This window comes from Chryseobacterium sp. Leaf404 (genome assembly GCF_001424145.1).
In the GTDB taxonomy this organism is placed as follows: Bacteria; Bacteroidota; Bacteroidia; order Flavobacteriales; family Weeksellaceae; genus Chryseobacterium.
Genome location: NZ_LMQM01000001.1, coordinates 285,764 through 308,982 on the forward strand (window position 1 = coordinate 285,764; position 23,219 = coordinate 308,982).

Sequence of the window (23,219 nt, forward strand, 5' to 3'; positions counted from 1 at the left end):
AATATTATCTTGTGAGAATAATATTCTTTTCTTCCATTATTTTTCTGAGATTAATCAACGCATAACGCACTCTTCCAAGTGTTGTATTGATGCTCATATTGGTATGTTCAGCGATTTCTTTGAAGCTTAAACCGTCAAAAAATCTCAGTTTAATCACTTCCTGCTGGTTTTCCGGCAGAAACTGCAGCATTTTAATCAAATCCTCCTGAATCTGAAGGCTTACCAACTGATCTTCAATATTTTCTGAAGGTTCTCTGATGAGATCAAAGATTGAATATTCGTCATTATCAAAAGTAGTTTCAGATACTTTTACATTTTTGGCTTTAGCTCTGAAATGGTCAATAATTAAATTCTGAGCGATTCTTTTTGCCCAGAGAATAAATTTACCCTCCTCATTGTAACGTCCTTCTTTAAGCATGATAATGATTTTGATAAAGGTATCCTGAAAGATATCATTTGCCATATCTTCATCATTAATCTTATAAAGGATAAATGTAAAAAGGTCCCGCTGATGACGGTGAATTAAAGTGGATAATGCATCTTCATTTCCGGTCTGATAAAGGGTAATCAGGTTGCTGTCTGTAGGTATCATAACTTTACTTCTCTATAATTGTTATTTCGCCCACCAATGGTTTTCCGGTGAAAACCTGATGATTTTTTATAGTTATTGGCGAGTTTCAGAGTAAAGTATTATCTATAGCATTGAATTATGCTGTAAATATAAATAAATTTTTAATAAATGTTAAACTTTTAACAATTAACATTAAAAAAAATTAAAACTTCCTACTTAAACATATCATAAATAGCCACTATTGGAATATTTAATGTGAAATTAACATTTACGCCTTTCAGTTCTTTTCCATTCAACTTGGCGTCTGCGACAGGAAAAGCATAACCTCCCGTGAGATCTAAAAGCCCGAATAACGTTACACCAATTTTAGGAGCAACATATTTATTGGTTGCTTCTGCTCCCATAATAAAGTAGTAAGAATGATAAAAATCTACATCTTTCTGAAAATTTAAAAGAACATCTGCCTGCAGTTTCGGCATAATGGCAAACTGTGAATTAGTAGATCCCATCAATGCTGAGGCGCCCAATCTGTAAATCACATCATCGTTTTTAAGAAACATCAGCTTCCCCCCTACTTCCCCAAAACTTTGATTCTGATAGACATAACCCAAGTTAATCACTTTATGAACGGTATATTGTGCCTGAGCAAAAATTCCTGTAAAGAAAACAAAAAGGATAGTGATTGCAGATCGCATATTCATTATAAAATATTTAAGTGTAAAAATAAAAAAAACTGCTTTAGCATTTTCATGTTAAAGCAGTTTCTATACCGAAAAGAAGAATTATAAACCGAAAGCCGATTTAATCTCTTCTACTTTGTCTAATTTTTCCCAGGTGAAGAATTCCAAACCTTCAAGAGTCAGCTCATTTTTGTGACCTTTATTGAAAGTTTTATCAGCAACAAAATGCTCTCTTCCCATGTGACCGTAAGAAGCTGTTTCCTGATAGATAGGGTTTCTTAACTTCAAATTCTGCTCGATCGCATAAGGTCTAAGATCAAATACAGTAGATACTTTTTTAGCTATTTCACCGTCAGTCAAATTCACTTTTGAGGTACCATAAGTTGTGATGAAAAGACCACAAGGCTCAGCAACACCAATCGCGTAAGAAACCTGTACCAAAACCTCATCTGCAACACCAGCTGCAACTAAGTTTTTAGCAATATGTCTTGTAGCATACGCAGCACTTCTGTCTACTTTTGAAGGATCTTTTCCGGAGAATGCACCACCACCGTGAGCACCTTTCCCACCGTAGGTATCTACGATGATTTTTCTTCCTGTCAAACCTGTATCTCCGTGAGGACCACCGATTACGAATTTCCCAGTTGGGTTGATGTGATATTTAATCTGCTCGTTGAATAAAGCTTTGATTTCCTCAGTCTGCAAAGCAACAACTCTAGGAATCAAAATATTTTTGATGTCTTCTCTGATTTTATTCAGCATTTCTTCTTCAGCCCCGAAATCGTCATGCTGAGTAGAAACTACGATAGAATCTATTCTTACCGGCTTGTGATCGTCAGAATACTCAATGGTAACCTGAGATTTTGCATCAGGACGAAGGTATTTAATTTCAGAATCTTCTCTTCTTAAAGCAGAAAGTTCTTTCAGAATTGTATGAGCTAAATCCAAAGCCAAAGGCATATAGTTCGCAGTTTCGTTGGTAGCATAACCAAACATCATCCCCTGATCACCCGCACCCTGCGCGTTTGCTTTTGCTTCGAAAGACTCGTCATTTACCGCTCTGTCAACACCTTGGTTGATATCCGGAGACTGCTCGTGAATTGCAGAAATAACTCCGCAAGAATCACCGTTGAACATGTACTCACCTTTTGTATAACCAATTCCGTTGATCACCTCTCTTGCTATAGTCTGTACATCAAGATAGGCATCTGATTTTACTTCTCCAGCCAAAACCACCTGTCCTGTTGTAACCAAAGTCTCACAAGCAACCTTAGAGGTTTTGTCGTAAGCTAAAAAGTTATCGATTAATGCGTCGGAAATCTGATCTGCGATTTTATCCGGATGGCCTTCTGAAACTGATTCAGATGTAAATAAATAAGACATATTCTTCTTTTGTTTTTTTTAATTTAAAACTAAGAGGATTAAAAATGAATAATTGCCGGAAATAGCTGAAATAGAATACTGTTTTAGCATATTTTTAGAGAGGTTGCAATCAGGTCAAATTTTTCCTCGTTATCAAACGTCTGCAAATGTAAGCACTATTTTTCTAATACTCAAAACTTTTGACTTTGAATATAAATGAAAAAAATCAGACTTTCATCTGATTTCTAATTCTATTGCGGCTTAATACTCACATAATCTTTCGGATTTTCGTAGTAATTAAGTTTGTCTTTCAGTGATTTTTTGATTGAACTCCCCAACTCATCAATGATTTTTTGTTTGAAGGTCGGCTTATAATAAATAATACTGATTTCACGATAAGGGAAAGGCTTTTTAAATTTAAAAACCTTCGTTTTCTGCTCATCTGAAAGTTGGTTTAAGGCAAGTTCAGGCAAAATACTTATTCCTCCCACTTTATCAACCATGTGCACCAAAGTCTGAATATTTGAAGCTAAAAAATCCAGATTCTTGGGCTTCAGAGAGTTTTCTTTTAAATGGCAGATATTTTCAAACTGGTTTCTCAAGCAGTTTCCTTCTTCTAAAAGCCATACTTTTTCCGTATTCATTTCTTCGGGAACGATGAACGTATTTTTCTTATTTGCTTCTGTATCTGAACTGTAAATCATCAGCTCTTCATTGAAAAGAAAATCCTGATAAAATTCGCTGGCGTTATCGTAAGGTGTAGAAATAATTCCTGCATCCAGCTCACCGGATTTTAAGGCTTTAATAATATTTTCAGTGGTCATTTCTTTCACATTCATCTGAATCTTAGGATTTTCCTGAAGAAAACTGAAAATTTCCGTTGGCAAAATAAAGGATGAAACAGTGGGGATAATTCCCAGATTGATGGTTCCGCCTAAAATATTGTTCAATAAATTGGCTTTGTTTCTCAGCTCATTGACCCCCTGAATAATCACTTTTGCCTGGTCTATTATTTGCAGTCCCACGTCTGTAGTTCTGATGGGATGGGTGGTTCTGTCGAAAACTTTCACATCCAGCTCATCTTCAAACTTCTGAATCATAGCGCTTAAAGTGGGTTGTGTAATAAAGCACGCCTGAGCGGCTTTACCAAAATGTTTGTACTTATCAACAGCGATAAGATATTCCAATTGCTGAATGTTCATTCGATTAATATTATCTATTACAAAGATATGACGTTTTTGGTATAGTAAATTAAAAATTCATCTAAATTTGATTCTTAAAATGAAACTTAAATACAAATCATAATAAATGGATACTAAAAAATTAACAACAGGGAACGGCGCACCGTATTTTGAGCATCAGGACTCGCAGACGGTGGGTGCCAGAGGACCTATTTTGCTTCAGGATTTTATTTTGCAGGAAAACCTTGCACATTTCGTTAGAGAAAGAATTCCTGAAAGAATTGTGCATGCAAAAGGCAGCGGAGCGTACGGAAAATTCACAGTGACTCACGATATTTCAAAATTTACAAAAGCGAAACTTTTTTCTCAGGTTGGAAATTCATGTAAGATGTTTGCAAGATTTTCTACCGTGGGTGGCGAGAAAGGAAGTGCCGATACAGCAAGAGACCCAAGAGGTTTTGCACTGAAATTCTACACAGAAGATGGAAACTGGGATTTGGTAGGTAACAACACGCCGGTTTTCTTCATCAAAGACGCAAAAAAATTCCCTGATTTTATCCATACTCAAAAGAGAGTACCTAAAACAAATCTGAAAAGCGCCACGATGATGTGGGATTTCTGGAGCTTAAATCCTGAATCTCTGCATCAGGTTTTAATTTTAATGTCAGACCGCGGGACACCTTATGGTTTCAGACACATGCACGGTTTCGGGTCGCATACCTTCTCAATGATTAATGCCGGTGATGAAAGAACATGGGTTAAATTTCATTTTCTCACAAAACAAGGGATAAAAAACTTCTCTAATGAAGAAGCTGTAAAAATGGCGGGCGAAAATCCTGATTTTGCTCAGGAAGATCTTTGTAATGCGATAGACAACGGTGATTTTCCGAAATGGACAATGTATATTCAAACGATGACCGAGGCTCAGGCTAACGAGTTCCGCTGGAATCCTTTTGACGTGACGAAAGTTTGGTCTCACGACGATTTCCCTTTAATTGAAGTGGGAGAAATGGAGCTGAATGAAATTCCTGTCAACTATTTTGCCCACGTGGAGCAATCTATATTTTCACCGAGTAATTTAGTTAACGGAATCAGTTTTTCACCAGACAGAATGCTTCAGGGAAGACTGTTCTCATATCCTGACGCCCACCGCTACAGAGTTGGCGTAAATGCACATCAGCTGGAAGTAAACCGCTGTCCGTTTGCGGTGAACAATTATCAGCGCGACGGTTTTATGGCAGATTCAAGCCATTATCAGGACAAACCTAATTATCACCCGAACAGTTTTGATAACATCAAGCCAGATTCAAACTACAAAAACTTTGAGTACGAACTTGACAGCAACCATGTTGCGAATTACAACAGAAACGAAAATGACGACGATCACTACACCCAGCCCGGATTGCTTTACACAAAGGCAATGAACCAGGAAGATCGTGAAAGACTTATTCACAACATCATAGACAGCATGAAAGGTATAGACGGACCTAAAAAAGACGAAATTATCAACAGACAGTTATGTCATTTTTTCAGAGCTAATATTGAGCTTGGAATGAAGGTAGCTTCAGGACTTCAGATAAGCATTGATGGTAACATGATGAATCATAATAAATAGTTACCACTTCTAAAAAACTGTTAAAAGAGGAAAAAAATTACATTTTTCCTCTTTTTTATTAAAAAAATTTATAATTTGCGTATTAGAAAATGATTAAGCGAAAAATGAAGTTCGAAAATATTCTGGTAGAAAAAGAAGAAAAGATTTCGGTCATTACCATCAACAGACCCACAAGCCTCAACGCATTGAATGCTCAGACCATACTGGAACTGAGTGAAGCGTTTGAAAACTTAGAAAAAGATGCTGATGTACGTGTGATTATTATCACTGGAAGTGGCGAAAAGTCTTTCGTAGCAGGAGCTGACATTAAAGAATTTGCAGAATTCAGACAGAAGGAAGCTGAGGAACTTGCTAGAAACGGCCACAATTCGCTGTTTAATAAAGTTGAAAACCTTTCAAAACCTGTAATCGCTGCGGTGAATGGTTTTGCACTTGGAGGTGGTTTGGAACTTGCGATGGCCTGCCACATCAGATATGCATCAGAAAATGCAAAACTTGGGCTTCCGGAGGTGACTTTGGGTTTAATTCCCGGATATGGAGGTACACAGAGACTTCCGAAATTAGTGGGCAAAGGGTTGGCAAACGAAATGATCTTTTCAGCGAAAATGATCACAGCACAGAGAGCCAAAGAAATCGGGCTTGTGAATGAAGTTTATGCCATTGAGGAATTATTAAATAAAACGAAAGAACTTGCAGCAACTATTGCCAGAAACTCGCCAATGGCGATTGCAAAAGCTATAAGCGCGGTAAATCTTTCTGATACAGACAGAGGATTTGAAACCGAAATTCAATATTTCGGAGAGGTTTTTGAGTTGGACGACAAAAAAGAAGGGGTAGCTGCCTTTCTTGAAAAGAGAAAACCCAACTTCTAAGCTTTTTAATATTACCCAATTATTCAATAAAACCGATGAAGATGTACAGTAAGTTTGATAAAGCTTATCTAAAAATGGCTCAGGAATGGGCAAAACTGTCTTACTGTGAAAGAAAGCAGGTAGGAGCAATCATTGTAAAAGACAGAATGATTATCTCTGATGGCTACAACGGTACGCCATCCGGATTTGAAAACTGCTGTGAAGATGCGAATGGGAAAACGCACTGGTATGTTCTGCACGCAGAAGCCAATGCCATCCTTAAACTTGCAGGGTCTACACAATCTGCAAAGGGATCTACACTTTATCTTACACTGTCGCCCTGTAAAGAATGCAGCAAGCTGATTTTACAGGCCGGAATTGAAAAACTGGTGTACATCAACGCATATTCAGATGATGAGGGAATTGCGTTTTTAAAGAATCATAATATTGAAATCATACAGGTAAATGAGGATGATTTAAACTAAAAAAAAAAAAAATTAAAAAAAACACACAAATGACTTGGGAAGAAAAGATTAAAGATTTTGAAATATTTCTTCGTTTTGAAAGAAATTTTTCTGAAAACACGCTCGACGCCTACGTGCGCGACATCAAAAAACTGAAAGATTATTCTGAAGAATCTCTGGAAAATACAGGACCTGAAAGAATAAGCTACGAAAATCTGCAGGAATACATTTTCAGACTCAGCAAACAAAAATTCAGTGAAAGGTCACAGGCAAGATGGATTTCGTCTATCAAAGCGTTTTTCAAATATTTACTGGAAGATGACATCCGTGAAGACAACCCTTCTGCACTGCTTGAAGGCCCTAAATTAGGACTTTATTTACCCGACACTTTAAGCCTGACTGACATCAACAAAATCATCGGTGCTATTGAAATTTCATCTAAGACAGGGAAAAGAAATCACTGCATTATCGAAGTTCTGTACGGTTGCGGACTTCGTGTTTCTGAGCTCATCGATATCAAGATTTCGAATATCAATTTTAAAGAAAACTACATTAAAATAAACGGTAAGGGTGACAAAACAAGATTTGTTCCTTTGGCAAACTACACCGCAGAGCTCATCAGAGATTATATTTCTGATGTAAGATCTGAATATAAAGTAGCAAAAAAGCACGAAGACACACTGTTTTTAAACAGCCGCGGCACATCAATGTCCCGGGTGATTGTGTTTTTAATTATTAAAGAACTCACAGATAAAGCGGGGGTGAATAAGAAAATATCGCCACACACATTCAGACATTCTTTTGCAACGCATCTGCTGCAGAATGGCGCGGATCTCAGGTTTATTCAGGAAATGCTGGGACATTCCAGCATTACGACAACTGAAGTGTATACGCATTTGAAAAATGAAGAATTGAGAGATGTAATTTTGAATTTTCACCCGAGAAATGCTAATATTGCACAATGAAAAATCTAACTTTCTGCCCAAGTTGTGGCAACGAAACACTTATCTGGGATCAGGAAAAAAAATGGAGCTGCAAAAACTGCAGCTTCACTCTTTACAATAATGTTGCTGGCGCCGTTGCCGTAGTCATCCGATACGGAGACGAAATATTTCTGACCAAAAGAAATCAGGATCCGAAAAAGGGAAAACTGGATATGGCCGGTGGTTTTATCGATCCAAAAGAATCTGCCGAAAACACATGCAAAAGAGAACTGAATGAGGAACTGAAACTCAATATCGATGTTTCAAAACTAAAGTATCTGGCGAGCCTTCCAAACGTTTACCAGTACAAAGAAATTGATTACAATACGATTGATCTTTTCTTTGAATACAATGTCGCAGAAAAGTTTGACGTAGATCTTGAAATCTCTGAAATTTCTGACACTGTGTGGATTCCTTTAAATGAAATCAATCCCGATGATATCGCTTTTGATTCTCAGAAAAAGTTCCTCGAAACGTATATCAAAAACTTTTAATTAAAACTTGCCTGCTTTTAAAACAGACTCAAAATAATTGGCAAGTATGGTTTGCTGTGCTGCTGTGAGGTTGGCTTCATCATGATAAACACTGTATCCCGGAAGGGGCATGGTTTTGTGCTGAATAGTCTGAACTGATTTTTCCAACATACTTTTTTTCAGGTCGGAATTATAAGACTTCCAGACTGAAAAATTGAGATGTCTTCTGCCATCGTTTACGTGAGATTTTATTGACCAGGAAATAGGCGCAATCTGGGCGTATTTCGGGTAAACCGTTTCATCTGAATGACAGTCGTAGCAGGCATTTTTAATCAATGAAGCCATTTCAGCAGGTGTATTTTGCACGGTGACAAAATTAAGCTTCTGATCAACCGGTTTATTGACTTTATCAACCGGAATAAACTGAATCAAAGCAAAACCCACCAACACCCAGAAGAGAACTTTTTTGGTTGTTTTCATTACCTTCTGTTTTGAAGATTTTGATTGTTATCCTGCAGAATCTCGTCCGGACCAAAGCGATTTGGTTTATTTTTTTGCTGATCTTTAGTCTCCGATGTTGCGGGTTTTATTGCTTCCAGATCAAGTGTTTTGGTGTCTTTCAAGTCCCAGTTTTCAATGGAATCCCAAAGCGGGCGAGAAAGCGCCAGTTTGTAATAAACAAAGGCATCTTCGGCAAAAGTTTCGTTTCTGAAATCTGCAGGATCCCAGAATTTATTCCCGTTGTTGTCTACCAGAATCCTTACGATATATTCCGCGGGCTTAACGATATCAAACTTGACTTCAGAGCCGGATGTGTATTTCTGATACACCACTTTTTCTCCTGAATCCAGTAGCTGAATCCAATAGCTGGAAGCCGGGGCGTTGGTCAGTTTAAAGGTCACGCTACCGTAATTTTCTATTTTATCTGCTTCAAAATCAAACCTTTTGGAGTCTGCATTTTTTTCGTAGTAAGATAAAACGGTAGTTTTCGGAACGGTGAGTGAATATTTTTTACCTTCTTTAAAATCAGAATTAATCAGAATTTCGTAAGGATTCGTTTCGGATATTCTGGCTGTGAAATTCTGCGAAATACTGTCCGTTTTCAAAGTCCATTTTTCAGGCTGAATTTTATCTAAAATATAATTGGATATGATCTTAAAATCGGTTTTCGGAGCCAGAAGATTGCCGCCGATTCCGTTTTCCAGAGACATTTTATTCTTCGTATTGTACTTGTAAAACAGTGAAGCATTAAAAAGCGAATCTTTAATAACTCCCGCATCATAAGTGAACTTCAGATTTTCATTTGTAGTTTGCCCAATATCACTTTTTACGGCATCAAACCATATTTTTACCGTATCAGATTTAGGTTTATGAGTAACTTTAAAATCCTTCATTTTCTCATTCAGCGGATTCACTTTTACCGATTCAGGATTACCTTCAAAAGTCATCAGAATTCCGCCTGGCATTTCTTTCATTTCAAGATATTTGACAGGTTTCTTGGAAGGATACATTCTTAAATTTAAACCTGAAATAGATTTCTCAACAATCACTTCTTCTTTCTGGAAAGCTATTTTTTCTTTACCGGGATCGTAAACCGAATTGGTATTTTCGTCCTCAAAAGCGATGATTTTATATCTTCCCGGAGAAAGATAATTCAATTCATAATATCCGTCGTCGTCTACTCGTGAGATGTAGTAAGGCTTTTCACGATAATTAACCGTATCTGAAACTTTGTAGAGACCTACAACTTTCTTATTTTCTGAAGTTGCTGTTTTCCTGATTGCCATTCCGTCTTTTACTTCACCAGAAATGTAGAGATCATCCAGCTTTTCGCCTGTTGAGAAAGCGAAATTGTAGTACCTTAGAATATTTGATTCGTTATTATCCGCAATGGAATTTCCGAAGTTGAAATTGTAGGTGGTGTTGGCCTGCAAAGTATCTGACCACTGAATCAAAAGCGACGTATTGGCAATATTGGAGGGCAGAATTCTTTTGATGCTTTTGATAGGCGGAGAGATAATCAGATTTTTATTGATGTCTTTCAGTGTGATGTATTCATCAAAATCTATTCTTAATTCTCTAATATTTCTTGAAACATTAATTCTTGTACTGTCAATATTAGAACCGATAACGTTGGGCGCAATGGTATCTTTGGAACCACCGATCGGCGAGCCCACTCTTGCACATGAATGCAAAAGAAGCAATACCGTTAAAAATAAAAAAATTCTTTTCATGAAGATATTTGCGCAAAAATACTCATTATTCTCCGAAAACTTCAGTTCCTGTTTTCAGAGAGTCCTGATTTTCATTCATAATGTGATGCAGCTTGTCTTTCTGAGGCGGAAAATCTTCGAAAAGACCGGCTAAAGCGAGCGCCGAATACACTCTTCCCGAATACTTATTTCCGATAGCCACAATCGTCACTTTGGATTTCAGCAAATGGGCAAAAACTGAGTTGGTGCCGTGCCACCAGCCGTTGTGGTAGGTCAGTTTTTCACCGTTATCAAAAATTTTCATTCTGAAACCTAAACCGTAATTGTTTTGTCCGGCCTTTTCGTTGCTGTATGGTTCAAAAATCATATTTTTCAATTCCGGTTTAAGGAAATCTTTTGAGAATAATGCTTTTGAAAAATTATAAAGATCTCTCGGCGTAGTGTAGACATTTTTATCTCCATAAATGAGATCCAGACGGTCTAAAGGATACAGCCTGTTTCCGCCGAAATAGAACGATTGCGAAGCGGTAGGAATATCTTTTTCCTCAAAAATATAGGAATTCTGCATTTTCAGAGGAGCGAAAACCATTTCTTTCATCGCTTTCGGGAAAGGAGTTTTGGTCACTTTCTCAATGATCAGAGCCAAAAGTGCGTAGTTGGTATTGCAGTACATAAAACCCGTATCGGTATCTCTTGCGAGCTCGGGTTTGTATTTGATGAGCATATTCAGCACATCCTGATTGGTTATGTAATTTTTGGAAAGTTCCGCCGGTGCAGGTTTAATTTTATCGATGAAATATTCGTACTTGGGAAGCCCGCTTCTTTGATCCAACAACGTCTGTATGGTCACATTGGGGTAAGGGAAACCGGGGAAATGATCTGTTAAATGATCCGTCAGTTTTAGTTTTCCTGCTTCAATCAATTTTAAAACCGCCATCGCTGTCATTGTTTTTGAAACGGAAGCTACATGAAGCGGAGTATCTTTATTGATGGGATTTTGATTTCCTTCCCTTGCAAAACCTCTGTAGCCTTCGAAGAGAATTTCATCACCTTTGGCGACCAGAATTCCACCACTCAGGTTGCCTCTGTCCCAAACTTTGTCGTAATATCCTTTGATGTACTGAATTGTGGCATCTTTACCGGAAAGGTAAGAATCTTCTTTGCTGAAAACCTCATCTAAATTGACATTTCCATAATTGGGAAGTTCGGAAGAGTATGCCTGTGCCTCCTTCTTTTCGGATTTATTTTTACATGAAATATTCAACAAAAAGACGGTTGCCGCCAATAGCAATTTAAACTTCCTCATACCCAAATTAAAAAATGAACGGCAATTTAATAAAACTGAAAAGAATGACTGAATGCGGTTTGTAAATTATGAATTATTTAACATAATTGAAAAGGAGATCCGCTTCGGTTGGGAAGCGGATTTGTCATTTTGGCATAAACATTTTGCTGGGTATCGCTCCGTCATCTCTCCGTCGTTCCTCCGTCCAAAATGTATTTTGTACCCGTTATAGTGTTTCTGATTTTTCTGACATGTTGGCAGGGTTATCTGAAGCAATAACCGTGATTTTATCTCCTGAGAGGTCGGGATTAGATACTGTAGAAATGTACACCCATTCTACACCATTGTTTGTGGCATTTCCTTCTTCAACCAACGAGCCATCTGCATTTTCGATTTTTACTGAAACTGAAATTACTTCAAAATCGTCTGTTACAGTGATTTTAATCTGATCCCCAGTATTTCCTGTGTAAGACGAAAGATCGATTTTTTCAATTTTAGGTGCATTGAGCAAATCTGCAACTGCAACATTGTAAGTACTTACCCCTTCTGACTGATCAGACATTGCTTCATACATCTGCTTTTTATCCGGGTCATTCAGAACGGATTTCGCATACAATACCGCCTTTTGAAATTTCTGCTTTTGGGCTTGCTGCTTTTCGCTCAGTTCACCTGTTCTTTCCTTCGGAACTTTCGAAACAATTGTTTTTCCGTTTCTTTGGCTGAATACCAAAAGATCTCCCACTTTCCCACTCAATCCGTGGGTTACGATGTTGTTTTTACTTTGTGCCATTGTGTGTTTTTTTAATTGTTAATGGTAATTCAAATCTAAAAATAATTTTCATTATAAATCACTATTTGTAGTAAAATATTTTTAATTAATCTGATTTTCCGTGTTTAATAATTATAATCACTAACGCAACAGTACAGCAAATTAAAACTGTTTTCAGCTGTTAAAATGAAACTACCGAAAATATTGCCAACAATGATTTATCTATCGTGCGGTGGCGTAAATCACGTATTTTATCATCATCACATTTAGTTTCTATGCATGTATTAAACTTTCTATATCTTTTTTCAATATTTGATGAAAAGTTTTAAAATTTCCTTAAACATCCGTTTTAATTTAATAAGAAAAAACTTATTTTTACGTGACTAACCAAATCAAAACAGTATGAAAAAATTTACTTTATTCTTTATTTTTACATTTTCTACGCAATTATTTTTATCACAAACTTACCAATGGCAATGGGGAAAGCAAGCTGGAGGGCAGACGGGGTCTGGAAATTCTGGATTCACTTATTCTGTAGATGAATCTATACGAGATATAGCTGTTGATAATGATAATAACACCTATTATTTAGCAAAAATTTGGAATCAGGGTCAAAACGTTGATGGGACATCAGTACCAAATTATGGAAATAGTGATTTAATTATATATTCTACAGATTGTCAAGGGATTTTAAGATGGAGTACGGTAATTGGAGGGACTGGTAATCTAGATTCTGCATGGAATATTGAGGTTGATAATAGTGGTGGAATATATCTTTTAGCAAGTCTTTGGAATGAAGGATATTCATATCAGCCAACCTCAATTCCTACACATTTAGATAATAGTCAATCACTACCAGCGATTGCTGCAATGGATGCGACAACTCAAGATGCAGGATTTAAAACATCTTATCTGTTAAAATACAATTCATCTACAGGTAGCTTAGTTTGGAATAAGCCCTTACAAGGCAATGTAAATTTTCTACTACGTCAAAGTGATTCTCAGATGATGTGTATGGATTCATCAAAAAATATTCATGCCATTTTAGGATTTAAAGCAGGAACGCATTTGGATGGTCTCATCACTGTTCCTTCAAGTTTCAGTAGTACTTATCAATATTACTTAGTAAAATTTAATTATGATAATACCACTGGGAATATGACACCCGCAACTCCTGTCCTTCTGCCTATTACAGGAAGTCTTTATCCAGGACTTGAACACGGTAAAGTAAATATGGTATATGATGAAACTTTGAGTCGTTATTATTTAGCTGGAACAAGAGGTAGTGCGGGTAATCTGATTGATTTTTCCTTTAATAATATTTCTTTTACAAAGGAAGCATATCTCTTGGCATTTAATGTGAATGGAACAGTCATAACAGAAGGTTGGAGAAAAGAAATTGAGGCTGGCAATACAAATTCTGATGAAGAAATTCATTCAATCATTAAAGATGCTAACTCTTCTGATATTTATGTATCTGGACGGTATTTTTCGGTAAATTCAACAGCTACTGTAGGAAATTATACTTTTCCAGCGACGTCCTATAATGGACATGTTCCCTTTGTTGTAAAGTTAAATTCAGCCGGAAATGTTCAATGGTCTAAGATCGCAGACGGGGCACCGGGAACTGTTGGCAACACTACTTATGCTTTCACAAAAGGAAGACTTGCACAAAATGGAAATGAAATTGGTTTCGCACATGGAAGCTGGGGAAGTGCTTGGGGAAGCTACAATATGACCAGACCAAGCGGTGATCGAGCAGATCCAATCCTTGTTCGTTTAAACAAAGATTCGGGAGCAGTCTTGGGAATGGGTGACGTTCTTAGTAATCAAGGAACTGTAGACGAGTTTACTGCAATAGCAGTAGATAATGACGGAAATTATGTTTTGGGTGGTTTTTTCCATCAGCAGTTGTTTACAGATGCCAATGATAATGTACCAACTATGGCTATAAATGTTACAGCTGGTAAATCTCAAAATTTCTTTACAAAATATGCTAAATCTGCATGTAGCAATTTATCTGTAGAAGAAACTGCTGTTGAGGCAGGTTTACAGTTTTATCCTAATCCTGTTCAGGATTTTCTTACGATTAAAAGCAAAAATAATTCGGAAAGCTATGAAGTGTATTCTTCTGTGGGGCAAAGTGTTTTAAGAGGAAACTTAGGGAATACGAATGCACAGATTAATATGGGTGCTTTGACTGCTGGAGTTTATTATGTGAAAGTGAAGACTGAGAAGGCTGTGGTGACGGAGAAGGTGGTGAAGAAGTAGTTACGAGCGTGACGCTCTTATCAGCAGTGGAATTGATAACATTGTAGTTTTTAGAATGTTTGATTTTTATGAAGACTGCCCACACGAAAGGATTCGTGCGGGAGCGGAGGGACTACATTCAAAACACCCATAAATATTCCACTACCTAAGATAATTAAAATCTGGAAGGTTTTGTAGTTCCTGTTTTTTACTGATTAAATTTTCAATATCTGAAATAAACAATTTAAGATTTTCGAACTTTTTTAAAGGATCTGTTTCATAATCAGTTATGACATATATCTCTTGCCTACTTCCATCGTTAAAAAGCAAAGTGTACGTCGTTGTGTATAATTGCATCTTAACTTTCTGTTCTTGATCTACGACATAAACTTTTTCACCAAGCTTGCTAATTTTATTTTTCCTGTATGATTTTACCAAATTCTCTTTTTCTGAATCAGAAACAGAAAACTTTACTATAGGGTCATTACCTCCATAATTATTAATCCTATACTCTCCCTTAAATAAGTTTATTTTAGTTATGGAATTGTCATCAATATATACAGAAGTCAAGTGCCGTGTTGACTTCGAACAACTTATCAATAAAGTAAGTATTAAAAAAATATGTTTCATTTTGTTAATCCCAAATATTTATAAATTGGGGCATATTACCCCCGCTGCTACACGAATCCCTTCGTGTGGCTTTTTCTTTTAAAAAACCAATTTCTAAAATTGTTATTTTATTTATCTTTATAAAAACATAATGATGAGTAGAAATTACAAATCTTCCGCTGGCAAAGTCTGGCGACTTTAAGCAAGATCTTTACAAAGATATTGACACCTGCCGTAATATTGTAAGTGATAAAGTGAATACGATCTTGACGCTCACACCAGCAGGATAAAGGTTTTTACTTTTACGAGTGTAGTATTATTTCAGAATTAATTTCTAAAATCTTCTGTCAAATCGCCCTTCAGTTACGGTGATAATGTTACCAGCACTGTTCTTTGCTTTAAACTGAAATGTACCGGAAATAATTTTTTTTGACCTGTCAAATTTTGTGAGCGTTATGGAGCCCGTATTGTTGCTGCCGTCTGTATAGTAACCATTACCGCCGTTTTTAATTACAGCGTGATTCTCGTAAATACCGTTGAGAGGGTAAGTTCCTGTTGTAATTGCCTGCATTGAATTAATATCCATTTCAATTGCATGTGAACTTGGGTTTTGATAGTTCCTCAAAGTAATAGTCATTATCTCCCTGCCAGTTATAGGATCAGATTGCAGATATGTATTATTTCCACCTTGTATAGCACTTGAACTCTCGACTTTAGCAACCCACACTTTGCCGTCAAACAGTGCACCTCCCGTGTTTTTTCCAGATTGAGTGGCTTCCGGCAGTACATCTGTGTCCTGATTGCGATCACAAGAATACAGAAATAGTATTGATAAAGTAATAAAGAAGACTTTTTTCATATTTGTAATATTTATGTTAACTTTTCAAAATTAATACATTATTAAACAATGTCAGATTAATTTGTTATGAATTTATTTATTATTAAACCAGAAACTGTAAACAACTTACAATTATATTCTTTTTTGTAAAGCCTTCAGACTTTGAGCAAGATTTTCACTGAAGATATTGAAAACTGCCGGAATTAAAAATCAATTCATAACCGCCGCTGCTACACGAATCCTTTCGTGCGGCGAGTTGAGGTTGTTGAAGTTGGTTCGGTTACTAAATTTTCAGTATCTTTATGATGGAGCATTAACTGTCTAAAAGTCGGGAGACTTTGCGAAGCGGGAAATTTATAAAATGAAAAATATTTTTACAGCACTTTACATTTTACTTGCAAACTGCAGTATAGTTTTTGGTAAATCATTAACGGTAAAAATTGATACATTGCATTTTCATGATGACAGAATCGTAAAATATGAAAATTTTGAAAGTAAGCTGATTAGTATTCAGAACTTAGATCTTGAAATTCCTAAAGAAAACAGTTCGTTTATATGGTCTGACAATATTTTGACTACTGTAAAACAGAGTAGTAATTTGAAAACCCTAAACCCAACCGGTTTTCTGAGCAAATTACTTGAGGAAAAATTTCTTTCAAAATATAAAAAGAAGTATCAGTATAGGGTTCTGAACAGTTATTTAGATTCAGAAATTCAAGCTGTTAATGTTTTTTTTCATGCTGATAGCGGGTCGGAATATTCTACAGATGATTTTATATTGCTTTTTGTTTTTAAAGAATCAATTCTAAAATCAATCACTCAAATATACAACCAAAGGTCCGGGTTGGGAGCCGGCAGAGAGTTAAAGATAAAACACTTCAAAGACAAAATATTTTCCCTGCATGATGCTTTAAAATTTTCCGATTCCAGTGGAGATCAACCCCAAACAGCAACTTGTAAATTTATGATATTGAGTACAGGACTTATAAGATTGCAGAAGCGATAGATAAGATTATAGCCTAGCCACACAAAGCATCACGGGAGAAGATGGTGAAGAATAGACACTATTTTGACGCTAGCACTATTAACACTGTAGTTTTTAGAATGTTTAGCTTTTAAAGACTTACCACACGAAAGGATTCGTGCGGCAGCGGAGGGGTCAGGAGCGTAAAGCTCGCACCAGTTTAAGATTACAAATATTATAACTCAATAGTGATTATGAAAAAATTTACCTATTTGCTTTTAATCCTATTTACATGGTCTTTACATGCTCAGAATTCGATAGATAAAAAATTGCTTCAAGGGTGTAAACAAAAATTTTCGAAGAAAAAATGCATATCAGATGAAGATGATGACAAAATTGCATTCTATCTTGATCATTGCCCTAACAAATTTGGAGTAGTTAAAAATAATGGATGTCCATTTCCCGACGACGATCTCGATGGTATTGAAAATCAACATGACGCATGCCCAAAAGTTTCAGGACCTTTTGCAAATAATGGATGCCCATGGCCCGACACAGATAACGATGGTATATTAGATAAAGATGATGAGTATCCTTTGATTCCATCAAATTGTGATGTAATTTATGCTGAAAGAAAAAAACAGGTTGAAGATTTTAAAAAAACCTATGTTGTAGTTCCCTTTGAAGAATCTGCTATGAAAAACATAATAGACCTCGTGGAAAGCAAACATATTTTAACTGAAAGCATAGCAGTTGTTCTTTACGAATACGGACATGGATCAAATGATCACGGACCTTGCCCCAAATTTTTCTTAAATGAAAAAGCATTATTTCTATATCAAAAAACATGGACATTGGAATCCTTAAAATATTTGCAGAAAAAATTAAACAAGAACATTTTTTTTCTTATTAAAGGCCCCTGGAATACTTCTGAATTTTTAACAGATCAACTTTTTACAGAACACGTGTACAGTGATAATAATTTCTCAAATTTTGATTTTATCCGACAGTTCCCAAAAACAAGAATAAATGATAAAGATGCGTACTACATTCCTAAAAGCAACTCAAAAGTTCAATCTACCTTTTCAGAGATTGAGATTTCATCCTTTTGGCTGGATGGTAATAATTATAGAATTGATGATAGAAAAAACCGTTCTTATATGCATAAATCTTACGAATTACTTGACGGTAAATTAGTGCTAAAACTTTATGAATGGAGGATAAAAGACGGATACATCAAAGAACGGTTCCCAAAATAAAAAATTGCATATTCTGTAATCTAAACGAGAATATTAACTCCAGGCAACTCAAAGCCTCCCGACTTTGAGCAAGATTTTCACAAAAGATATTGAAATCTGCCGAAATAAAAATCAATCAATAAACCCAGCCACAATTTTATCCACAATCACCTGCGCCAGTTTTTCCTTGCTTTGATGCGTCCATCCGGCGATGTGTGGAGTGACAATAGCTTTTTCAGAGTTTAAAAGATAATCTAAATCATCATTTTCACCTGTGCTGAGCGAAGACGAAGCATCTAATTTTTCAAACGATGCTTTTTCATATTCCAAAACATCGAGGCAGGCACCTTTTACCTTTCCTGATTTTAAAGCTTCAACTAAATATTTCGTTTCAACGTTTTTGCCTCTCGCTGTATTGACGAAATAGAAATCATTTTTCATTTCTGAATTAAATTTCTCATCAATCAGATAATGCGTTTCACTGTTTAAAGGAATGTGAAGACTTAAGATCTCAGCTCTTTCTTTCAACTCTTCCAAACTGACCTGAGTGGCAAATTCATCTGAGAGATCTGGCAAAATATCGTGAAAGATCACCTCACAACCAAACCCTGAAAGTCTTTTTGCAGTGGCTTTTCCCATATTTCCGTAGCCAATTAAACCAACGGTTTTTCCAAGCAGTTCGTCGCCACGGTTTTCTTCACGCAGCCAGATTCCGTTTTTTACTTCACTGGAGGCGATGAACAGGCGGTTCATTAAAATTAAAAGCATTCCGACAACGTGTTCAGCAACAGAATCGCGGTTTCCTTCGGGAGAATTGATGAGTTGAATTCCCAGTTTCTCAGCAACAGGAATGTCGATATTTTCCATTCCTGCTCCTACTCTGGCGATGAATTTGAGATTTTTGCCGTGCTCAAGAAAGTTTTTATCCAAAGGAATTCTGCTCCGGATAATCACGCCATCATAGTTTTGAATTTTAGCACAGACCTCATCGTAGGAAGACGTAAAATCCTCTTCAAGAATAAAGTTTTTGGCTAAAAGCTGTTCGGTGATTAGGGGGTGGTTTTTGTCTAAAAGTAAGATTCGCATGATCTCAGATTGCATTTAAAAATAAACGGAAGAAAAATTCTTCCGCTGTTATTTATGATTCGATTTCTCCAGAAAACAATTTCTTCAGTTCCACAGAATCTGTTGGTTTCATTCTGCCTGAAAGAATCAGCGAAAGCTCCTTTCTTCGCAAAGCAGCAGCATGTCTTTCTACTTCAATTTCGGTTTCAGGTTCCATGTCTGGAATTGGGATGGGTCTGTTGAATTCATCCACGGCCACAAAAGTGTAAATCCCTTTGTTGGTTTGAATTTTCTTGTGATTGATAGGATCATCCAACCAAACATCCACATAAATTTCCATTGAAGTTGAAAATGCGCGGGAAACTTTCGATTCCATGACAACAATTCCGCCTTCAGGGATTGGATGATCGAAAGACACATGATTTACAGATGCCGTTACCACTCTTCTTTCGCAGTGTCTTGTTGCGGAGATGGATGCACATCTGTCCATTCTTGCCAGTAACTCGCCACCGAAAAGGTTTCTCAATTGGTTGGTGTCGTTGGGAAGAACGATATTCGTCATAACCGTAAGAGATTCTGACGCTTTTTTTATTTTTTCCATTTAGATTTTCTTTTTTTAGGATACCATTTTCTTGGTGTATGTTTTCGGATAGAATCCTTTCTGATAGAATCTGTTTTCAGAGAATCTGCTTTGAAAGCGGCTCTTTTAACAGAATCCGAAATTTTCAGTTGAGCAGAATCCTGTTTAGTGAGAACTATTTTTTCTATGCGTCTCGTTTTGGTCTGTGCAGAAATGCTGTCGAAAGATTTATTACCGAAGATCAGATCCTTTTGTGTAATTCCCAGATAAATCAAGCCTGCAAGAGGGATTGCGATAAGGAAAATCCACAAAATAGATTTGCTGAATTGATAATCTTTTTCTTTTGTGCTTGCTTCAATTAATTTTTCACCATCGCTGATATCTGAAAAACGGATCTCTTCCAAACCATAAAAATCCGGATGATCTGAGGCCAATCTTTTACCGAAAAATGCAATCCCACTGTCACCCTGCTCGATTTGTCCAAAGTTTTGGATTTCGAGAGAATGGTCTGCCTGAAGTTTTTTCTTCCAGAAATCAGTCTGAATCTGGAGTTCATTTTTTGCCGCCTCAAAACCAATTCCCTTTTGAGAAGCAATGTAACTGATCAGATCGTCAGACTCTGCGAGATAATCTACTTTAAAAGCAATCTGGCTGGATGGCGGAAGGATGCTGCCGTTTTCAGGATCGAGTTTTGCCTTGGAATTTTCGAGGTAAAACACACCAAATCCTGCTACGGTAACGCTTCCGTGCTTTTTCAGATATTCTAAAATGTATGCTGAAATATTCATTTGGCGACAAATTTATGATTTTTTCGTGACTTTTTTAAGTTTTAAATGAAATGAAAAAGACTGCCGAAACAGTCTCTCAAATTAATTCTAAATTACTTAGAAAGGTATAAAAAATGATTTGGTGTTTTATTGAATTTTCCAGCTGATGCCAAACATAAAGTTGGTTCCCGCCTGAGAAAAGTAAACCGGACCGTTGTAAACATAGCCGTTGTTAACGTATTTCTGATCCAGAATATTATTGACCAAAAGCTTTAAAGCGATTTCCTGTTTTTTAATTTTAAAATCATACTGCGCATTGAAATCTGTCAGCAAATAATCTTCAAGCTGCAGATCCTGAGTTTGGGTATTGTCTAAATACTGCTTTCCGACATACTGATTGGTCAGGATAAACTGGAAATTTTTTACAGGACTGTATTTCAACGTTAAATTGGCAATTAAATTCGGCGAAAAAGAAATTTTCGTGTCTCCCAGATTCTGAATTCCCGATGTATTTTCAATCTTGAAATCTAAATTCTGATTTTGGCTCGCACTTACGTTTGCTGAAATTTCAAGCTGTTTTGTGACCTTTGCCAAAGCGCCCACTTCAATTCCACGTCTGTAACTTTTACCGGAATTGGTTCTGATAAATTCTCCGATATTACTGATCTGTCCGTTTAAAACCAACTGATTCAGATAATACATATAATAAAGATTTGCTGTAAAAGCTACTTTACCAAACTGCTTTTCAAATCCGGCCTCAAAGTCGTGAAGTTTTTCAGATTTTACATCGTTGTCTGAAATTAAATCGTCACGATTAGGCTCGCGCTGTGCGTGGGCGTAAGAAATAAATACTTTTCCGCCACCGATTTTATAATTTACACCGGCTTTTGGATTGAAAAATAACCAGTTTTTTTTTAAATCAGCTCCCTCAAAATCTCCCTCCTGAAGAATTTTGGTATCGTAATCAATATTTCTGATCTGAAGGTCTCCAAAGAATTCAAAATTATTGACAGTAACTAGAGCTTTTGCAAAACCAGCAACTTCATTCTTCACCGAACGGTTTCGGTAATATTCAGATTCTACAATCTGAGGATTGAAAACATCAGTTACATTTCCGTAATGTCTTCCATAGTACTGATTTCCGACAACGCCAAAATTCAGATCTAAATTTTCAAATTTCCCGTACAATGTAGAAACAACGCCGTAGAAATCATTATTCAGCCATTTTTTTCTGATAAAATCTGAATACTCTTCGCCATTAATATCCGGAAGATTGTATCTCGCAAAAGGATCGCCCTGCTTGTAATTTTCGTAGTATCCACGGCCTTTAGTGTAATGAAGCGTAGTTTCGAGGCTCCAGTTTTCATTTAAACCCTGTTCCCAAAGTAACTGATAGTGATTTTGTCTGTAGTTGTCTGTTTCGTTATCGTAAAATCCAACAATATTTTCCCAATTGGCATCATAAATTGCACCTGAAAAATTATATCTTGGATTGGTTTCCCAGGTTTTTCTGTCTACCCCGTTCCATGCCTGATAGGTTTTTTCTTTTCCACCAAAGGTCATCAGACGGAGTTTGGTCATTCCTTCTTCAAATAAAGCTGTAAAATTATATGAATGCAAATCAGATGAAGCACGGTCGATAAATCCATCGGAATGAATGTGAGAATAACGTCCCATCACAGAAAGGCGGTCTTTCCAGAATTTCCCAGAACCTATTTCCGCAGAATATTTATAAGTATTAAATGAACCATAACTGTCATCAGTCTTAAAATAAAACTTCTCTTCAGGCTCTTTAGAAATAATATTGATGCTTGCTCCAAATGCTGAAACTCCGTTGTTTGAAGTTCCCACACCACGCTGAATTACAACCTGCGACGCCGAACTCGTAAGATCCGGTACATTCACAAAAAAAGTTCCCTGACTTTCAGAATCATTAAACGGAACACCGTTCATCATCACATTAATTCCCCTTCCGGCAACCCCACGAATCCTAAAACCTGTGTATCCAACGCCATTTCCGGCATCTGAAGTGGAAATAACTGAAGTCTGGTTTTTCAGTAACATCGGAAGATCCTGCCCGAGATTTTTGCTGTCGAGATCTTTCTGTACACTGATAATTTCTTTGGCAACAGGAAGTCGCCTGGTAAAGCTCACGGCTTCAATATCTCTTACAGCAACGGTGTCTGCAATTTGAGCATTCAGAAAATTGGCGGCTACGGTAAGCCCTAAAAAAACAAATCCTTTCATTCTTATAAATTTTTAAAATTTAATTGAATAAAAGGGGCGATTATGGATAAGTAATGAGTAATTGGTAATAAGTAATATTTAATGATTGCGCATTACCTATTACTGATTGCTCATTTTTAATTTCCCTAAACAGCATTACCTGTTCCAGGTTCATTGGGTATAATCTCAGCTCCGGTTGGGGCACCCCTTTAATTTCATCGGCAAAAGTAATACT

The 23,219-nt window shown here is 36.6% G+C and carries 22 protein-coding genes and 1 riboswitch; of the genes, 8 read left to right on the forward strand and 14 right to left on the reverse strand.

Annotated elements, in window-relative coordinates; translation table 11 throughout:
• Positions 1–4: 4 nt before the first annotated feature.
• The 4 genes from ASG31_RS01345 to ASG31_RS01360 all read right to left on the reverse strand — a co-directional run bounded on the left by ASG31_RS01345 (position 5) and on the right by ASG31_RS01360 (position 3,815).
• On the reverse strand, positions 5–592 hold the full coding sequence (locus ASG31_RS01345; protein ID WP_056027027.1) for an RNA polymerase sigma factor: 588 nt from the start codon (positions 590–592) through the stop codon (positions 5–7).
• Between the two features lie 191 nt (positions 593–783).
• The gene (locus ASG31_RS01350; RefSeq protein ID WP_082504435.1) at positions 784–1,266 is read right to left on the reverse strand and encodes a hypothetical protein; all 483 of its coding nucleotides are present in this window, start codon (positions 1,264–1,266) and stop codon (positions 784–786) included.
• 87 nt (positions 1,267–1,353) lie between these two features.
• Positions 1,354–2,634, reverse strand: a complete 1,281-nt coding sequence (metK, locus tag ASG31_RS01355) for a methionine adenosyltransferase (protein ID WP_056027033.1) — start codon at positions 2,632–2,634, stop codon at positions 1,354–1,356.
• A gap of 230 nt (positions 2,635–2,864) precedes the next feature.
• A complete protein-coding gene (locus ASG31_RS01360) occupies positions 2,865–3,815 on the reverse strand; it encodes a LysR substrate-binding domain-containing protein (RefSeq protein ID WP_056027036.1) in 951 nt (316 codons plus the stop codon).
• Between the two features lie 106 nt (positions 3,816–3,921).
• Between ASG31_RS01360 and ASG31_RS01365 the strand changes: the two genes are divergently transcribed.
• From ASG31_RS01365 to ASG31_RS01385, 5 genes are all read left to right on the forward strand, one after another.
• Positions 3,922–5,409: a catalase gene (locus tag ASG31_RS01365; RefSeq protein WP_056027039.1), complete on the forward strand. Its 1,488-nt coding sequence runs from the start codon at positions 3,922–3,924 to the stop codon at positions 5,407–5,409.
• A gap of 104 nt (positions 5,410–5,513) precedes the next feature.
• A complete protein-coding gene (locus ASG31_RS01370) occupies positions 5,514–6,281 on the forward strand; it encodes an enoyl-CoA hydratase-related protein (protein ID WP_056027042.1) in 768 nt (255 codons plus the stop codon).
• 35 nt (positions 6,282–6,316) lie between these two features.
• Positions 6,317–6,745: a deoxycytidylate deaminase gene (locus ASG31_RS01375; protein ID WP_056027045.1), complete on the forward strand. Its 429-nt coding sequence runs from the start codon at positions 6,317–6,319 to the stop codon at positions 6,743–6,745.
• Between the two features lie 29 nt (positions 6,746–6,774).
• Positions 6,775–7,689, forward strand: coding sequence for a site-specific tyrosine recombinase XerD (gene xerD / locus ASG31_RS01380; RefSeq protein WP_056027048.1), 915 nt, complete (start codon positions 6,775–6,777; stop codon positions 7,687–7,689).
• Positions 7,686–8,201, forward strand: coding sequence for an NUDIX hydrolase (locus ASG31_RS01385; RefSeq protein WP_056027051.1), 516 nt, complete (start codon positions 7,686–7,688; stop codon positions 8,199–8,201). Before xerD ends, ASG31_RS01385 begins: the two co-directional genes overlap by 4 nt.
• On the opposite strand, the gene ASG31_RS01390 is transcribed toward ASG31_RS01385, so the two are convergent.
• From ASG31_RS01390 to ASG31_RS01405, 4 genes are all read right to left on the reverse strand, one after another.
• Positions 8,202–8,660 (reverse strand): heme-binding domain-containing protein, encoded by a 459-nt coding sequence (locus ASG31_RS01390; RefSeq protein WP_056027054.1) that lies wholly within the window; start codon positions 8,658–8,660, stop codon positions 8,202–8,204.
• Entirely contained in the window at positions 8,660–10,414 is a 1,755-nt protein-coding gene (locus ASG31_RS01395; protein WP_082504395.1) for an Ig-like domain-containing protein, read from the reverse strand. Before ASG31_RS01395 ends, ASG31_RS01390 begins: the two co-directional genes overlap by 1 nt.
• A gap of 25 nt (positions 10,415–10,439) precedes the next feature.
• On the reverse strand, positions 10,440–11,699 hold the full coding sequence (locus ASG31_RS01400) for a serine hydrolase domain-containing protein (RefSeq protein ID WP_056027057.1): 1,260 nt from the start codon (positions 11,697–11,699) through the stop codon (positions 10,440–10,442).
• A gap of 205 nt (positions 11,700–11,904) precedes the next feature.
• Complete coding sequence (locus ASG31_RS01405) at positions 11,905–12,468, reverse strand: hypothetical protein (RefSeq protein ID WP_056027060.1); 564 nt, start codon at positions 12,466–12,468, stop codon at positions 11,905–11,907.
• Positions 12,469–12,849: 381 nt separating this feature from the next.
• On the opposite strand from ASG31_RS01405, the gene ASG31_RS01410 reads away from it, so the two are divergent.
• On the forward strand, positions 12,850–14,718 hold the full coding sequence (locus tag ASG31_RS01410) for a T9SS type A sorting domain-containing protein (protein ID WP_056027063.1): 1,869 nt from the start codon (positions 12,850–12,852) through the stop codon (positions 14,716–14,718).
• 141 nt (positions 14,719–14,859) lie between these two features.
• On the opposite strand, the gene ASG31_RS01415 is transcribed toward ASG31_RS01410, so the two are convergent.
• Entirely contained in the window at positions 14,860–15,267 is a 408-nt protein-coding gene (locus ASG31_RS01415) for a hypothetical protein (RefSeq protein WP_131725482.1), read from the reverse strand.
• Between the two features lie 373 nt (positions 15,268–15,640).
• On the reverse strand, positions 15,641–16,165 hold the full coding sequence (locus ASG31_RS01420; protein ID WP_056027069.1) for a DUF6252 family protein: 525 nt from the start codon (positions 16,163–16,165) through the stop codon (positions 15,641–15,643).
• 340 nt (positions 16,166–16,505) lie between these two features.
• Here ASG31_RS01420 and ASG31_RS01425 point away from each other — a divergent pair, with 340 nt between their 5' ends.
• Both ASG31_RS01425 and ASG31_RS19135 read left to right on the forward strand, forming a co-directional pair.
• Entirely contained in the window at positions 16,506–17,150 is a 645-nt protein-coding gene (locus tag ASG31_RS01425) for a hypothetical protein (RefSeq protein WP_056027072.1), read from the forward strand.
• Positions 17,151–17,362: 212 nt separating this feature from the next.
• The gene (locus ASG31_RS19135; protein ID WP_056027075.1) at positions 17,363–18,367 is read left to right on the forward strand and encodes a hypothetical protein; all 1,005 of its coding nucleotides are present in this window, start codon (positions 17,363–17,365) and stop codon (positions 18,365–18,367) included.
• 111 nt (positions 18,368–18,478) lie between these two features.
• Here the strand turns inward: ASG31_RS19135 and ASG31_RS01435 are convergent, their stop codons facing one another.
• From ASG31_RS01435 to ASG31_RS01450, 4 genes are all read right to left on the reverse strand, one after another.
• Positions 18,479–19,432: a 2-hydroxyacid dehydrogenase gene (locus ASG31_RS01435; RefSeq protein ID WP_056028021.1), complete on the reverse strand. Its 954-nt coding sequence runs from the start codon at positions 19,430–19,432 to the stop codon at positions 18,479–18,481.
• A gap of 52 nt (positions 19,433–19,484) precedes the next feature.
• Positions 19,485–20,012 carry an acyl-CoA thioesterase gene (locus tag ASG31_RS01440; protein ID WP_056027078.1) on the reverse strand — a complete coding sequence of 176 codons (528 nt, stop codon included), beginning with the start codon at positions 20,010–20,012 and terminating at the stop codon, positions 19,485–19,487.
• On the reverse strand, positions 20,000–20,779 hold the full coding sequence (locus tag ASG31_RS01445; RefSeq protein ID WP_157844427.1) for a hypothetical protein: 780 nt from the start codon (positions 20,777–20,779) through the stop codon (positions 20,000–20,002). Before ASG31_RS01445 ends, ASG31_RS01440 begins: the two co-directional genes overlap by 13 nt.
• A 126-nt stretch (positions 20,780–20,905) precedes the next feature.
• The gene (locus ASG31_RS01450) at positions 20,906–23,005 is read right to left on the reverse strand and encodes a TonB-dependent receptor (protein ID WP_056027082.1); all 2,100 of its coding nucleotides are present in this window, start codon (positions 23,003–23,005) and stop codon (positions 20,906–20,908) included.
• Positions 23,006–23,108: 103 nt separating this feature from the next.
• A riboswitch (TPP riboswitch) is annotated at positions 23,109–23,203 on the reverse strand.
• Between the last annotated feature and the right edge of the window lie 16 nt (positions 23,204–23,219).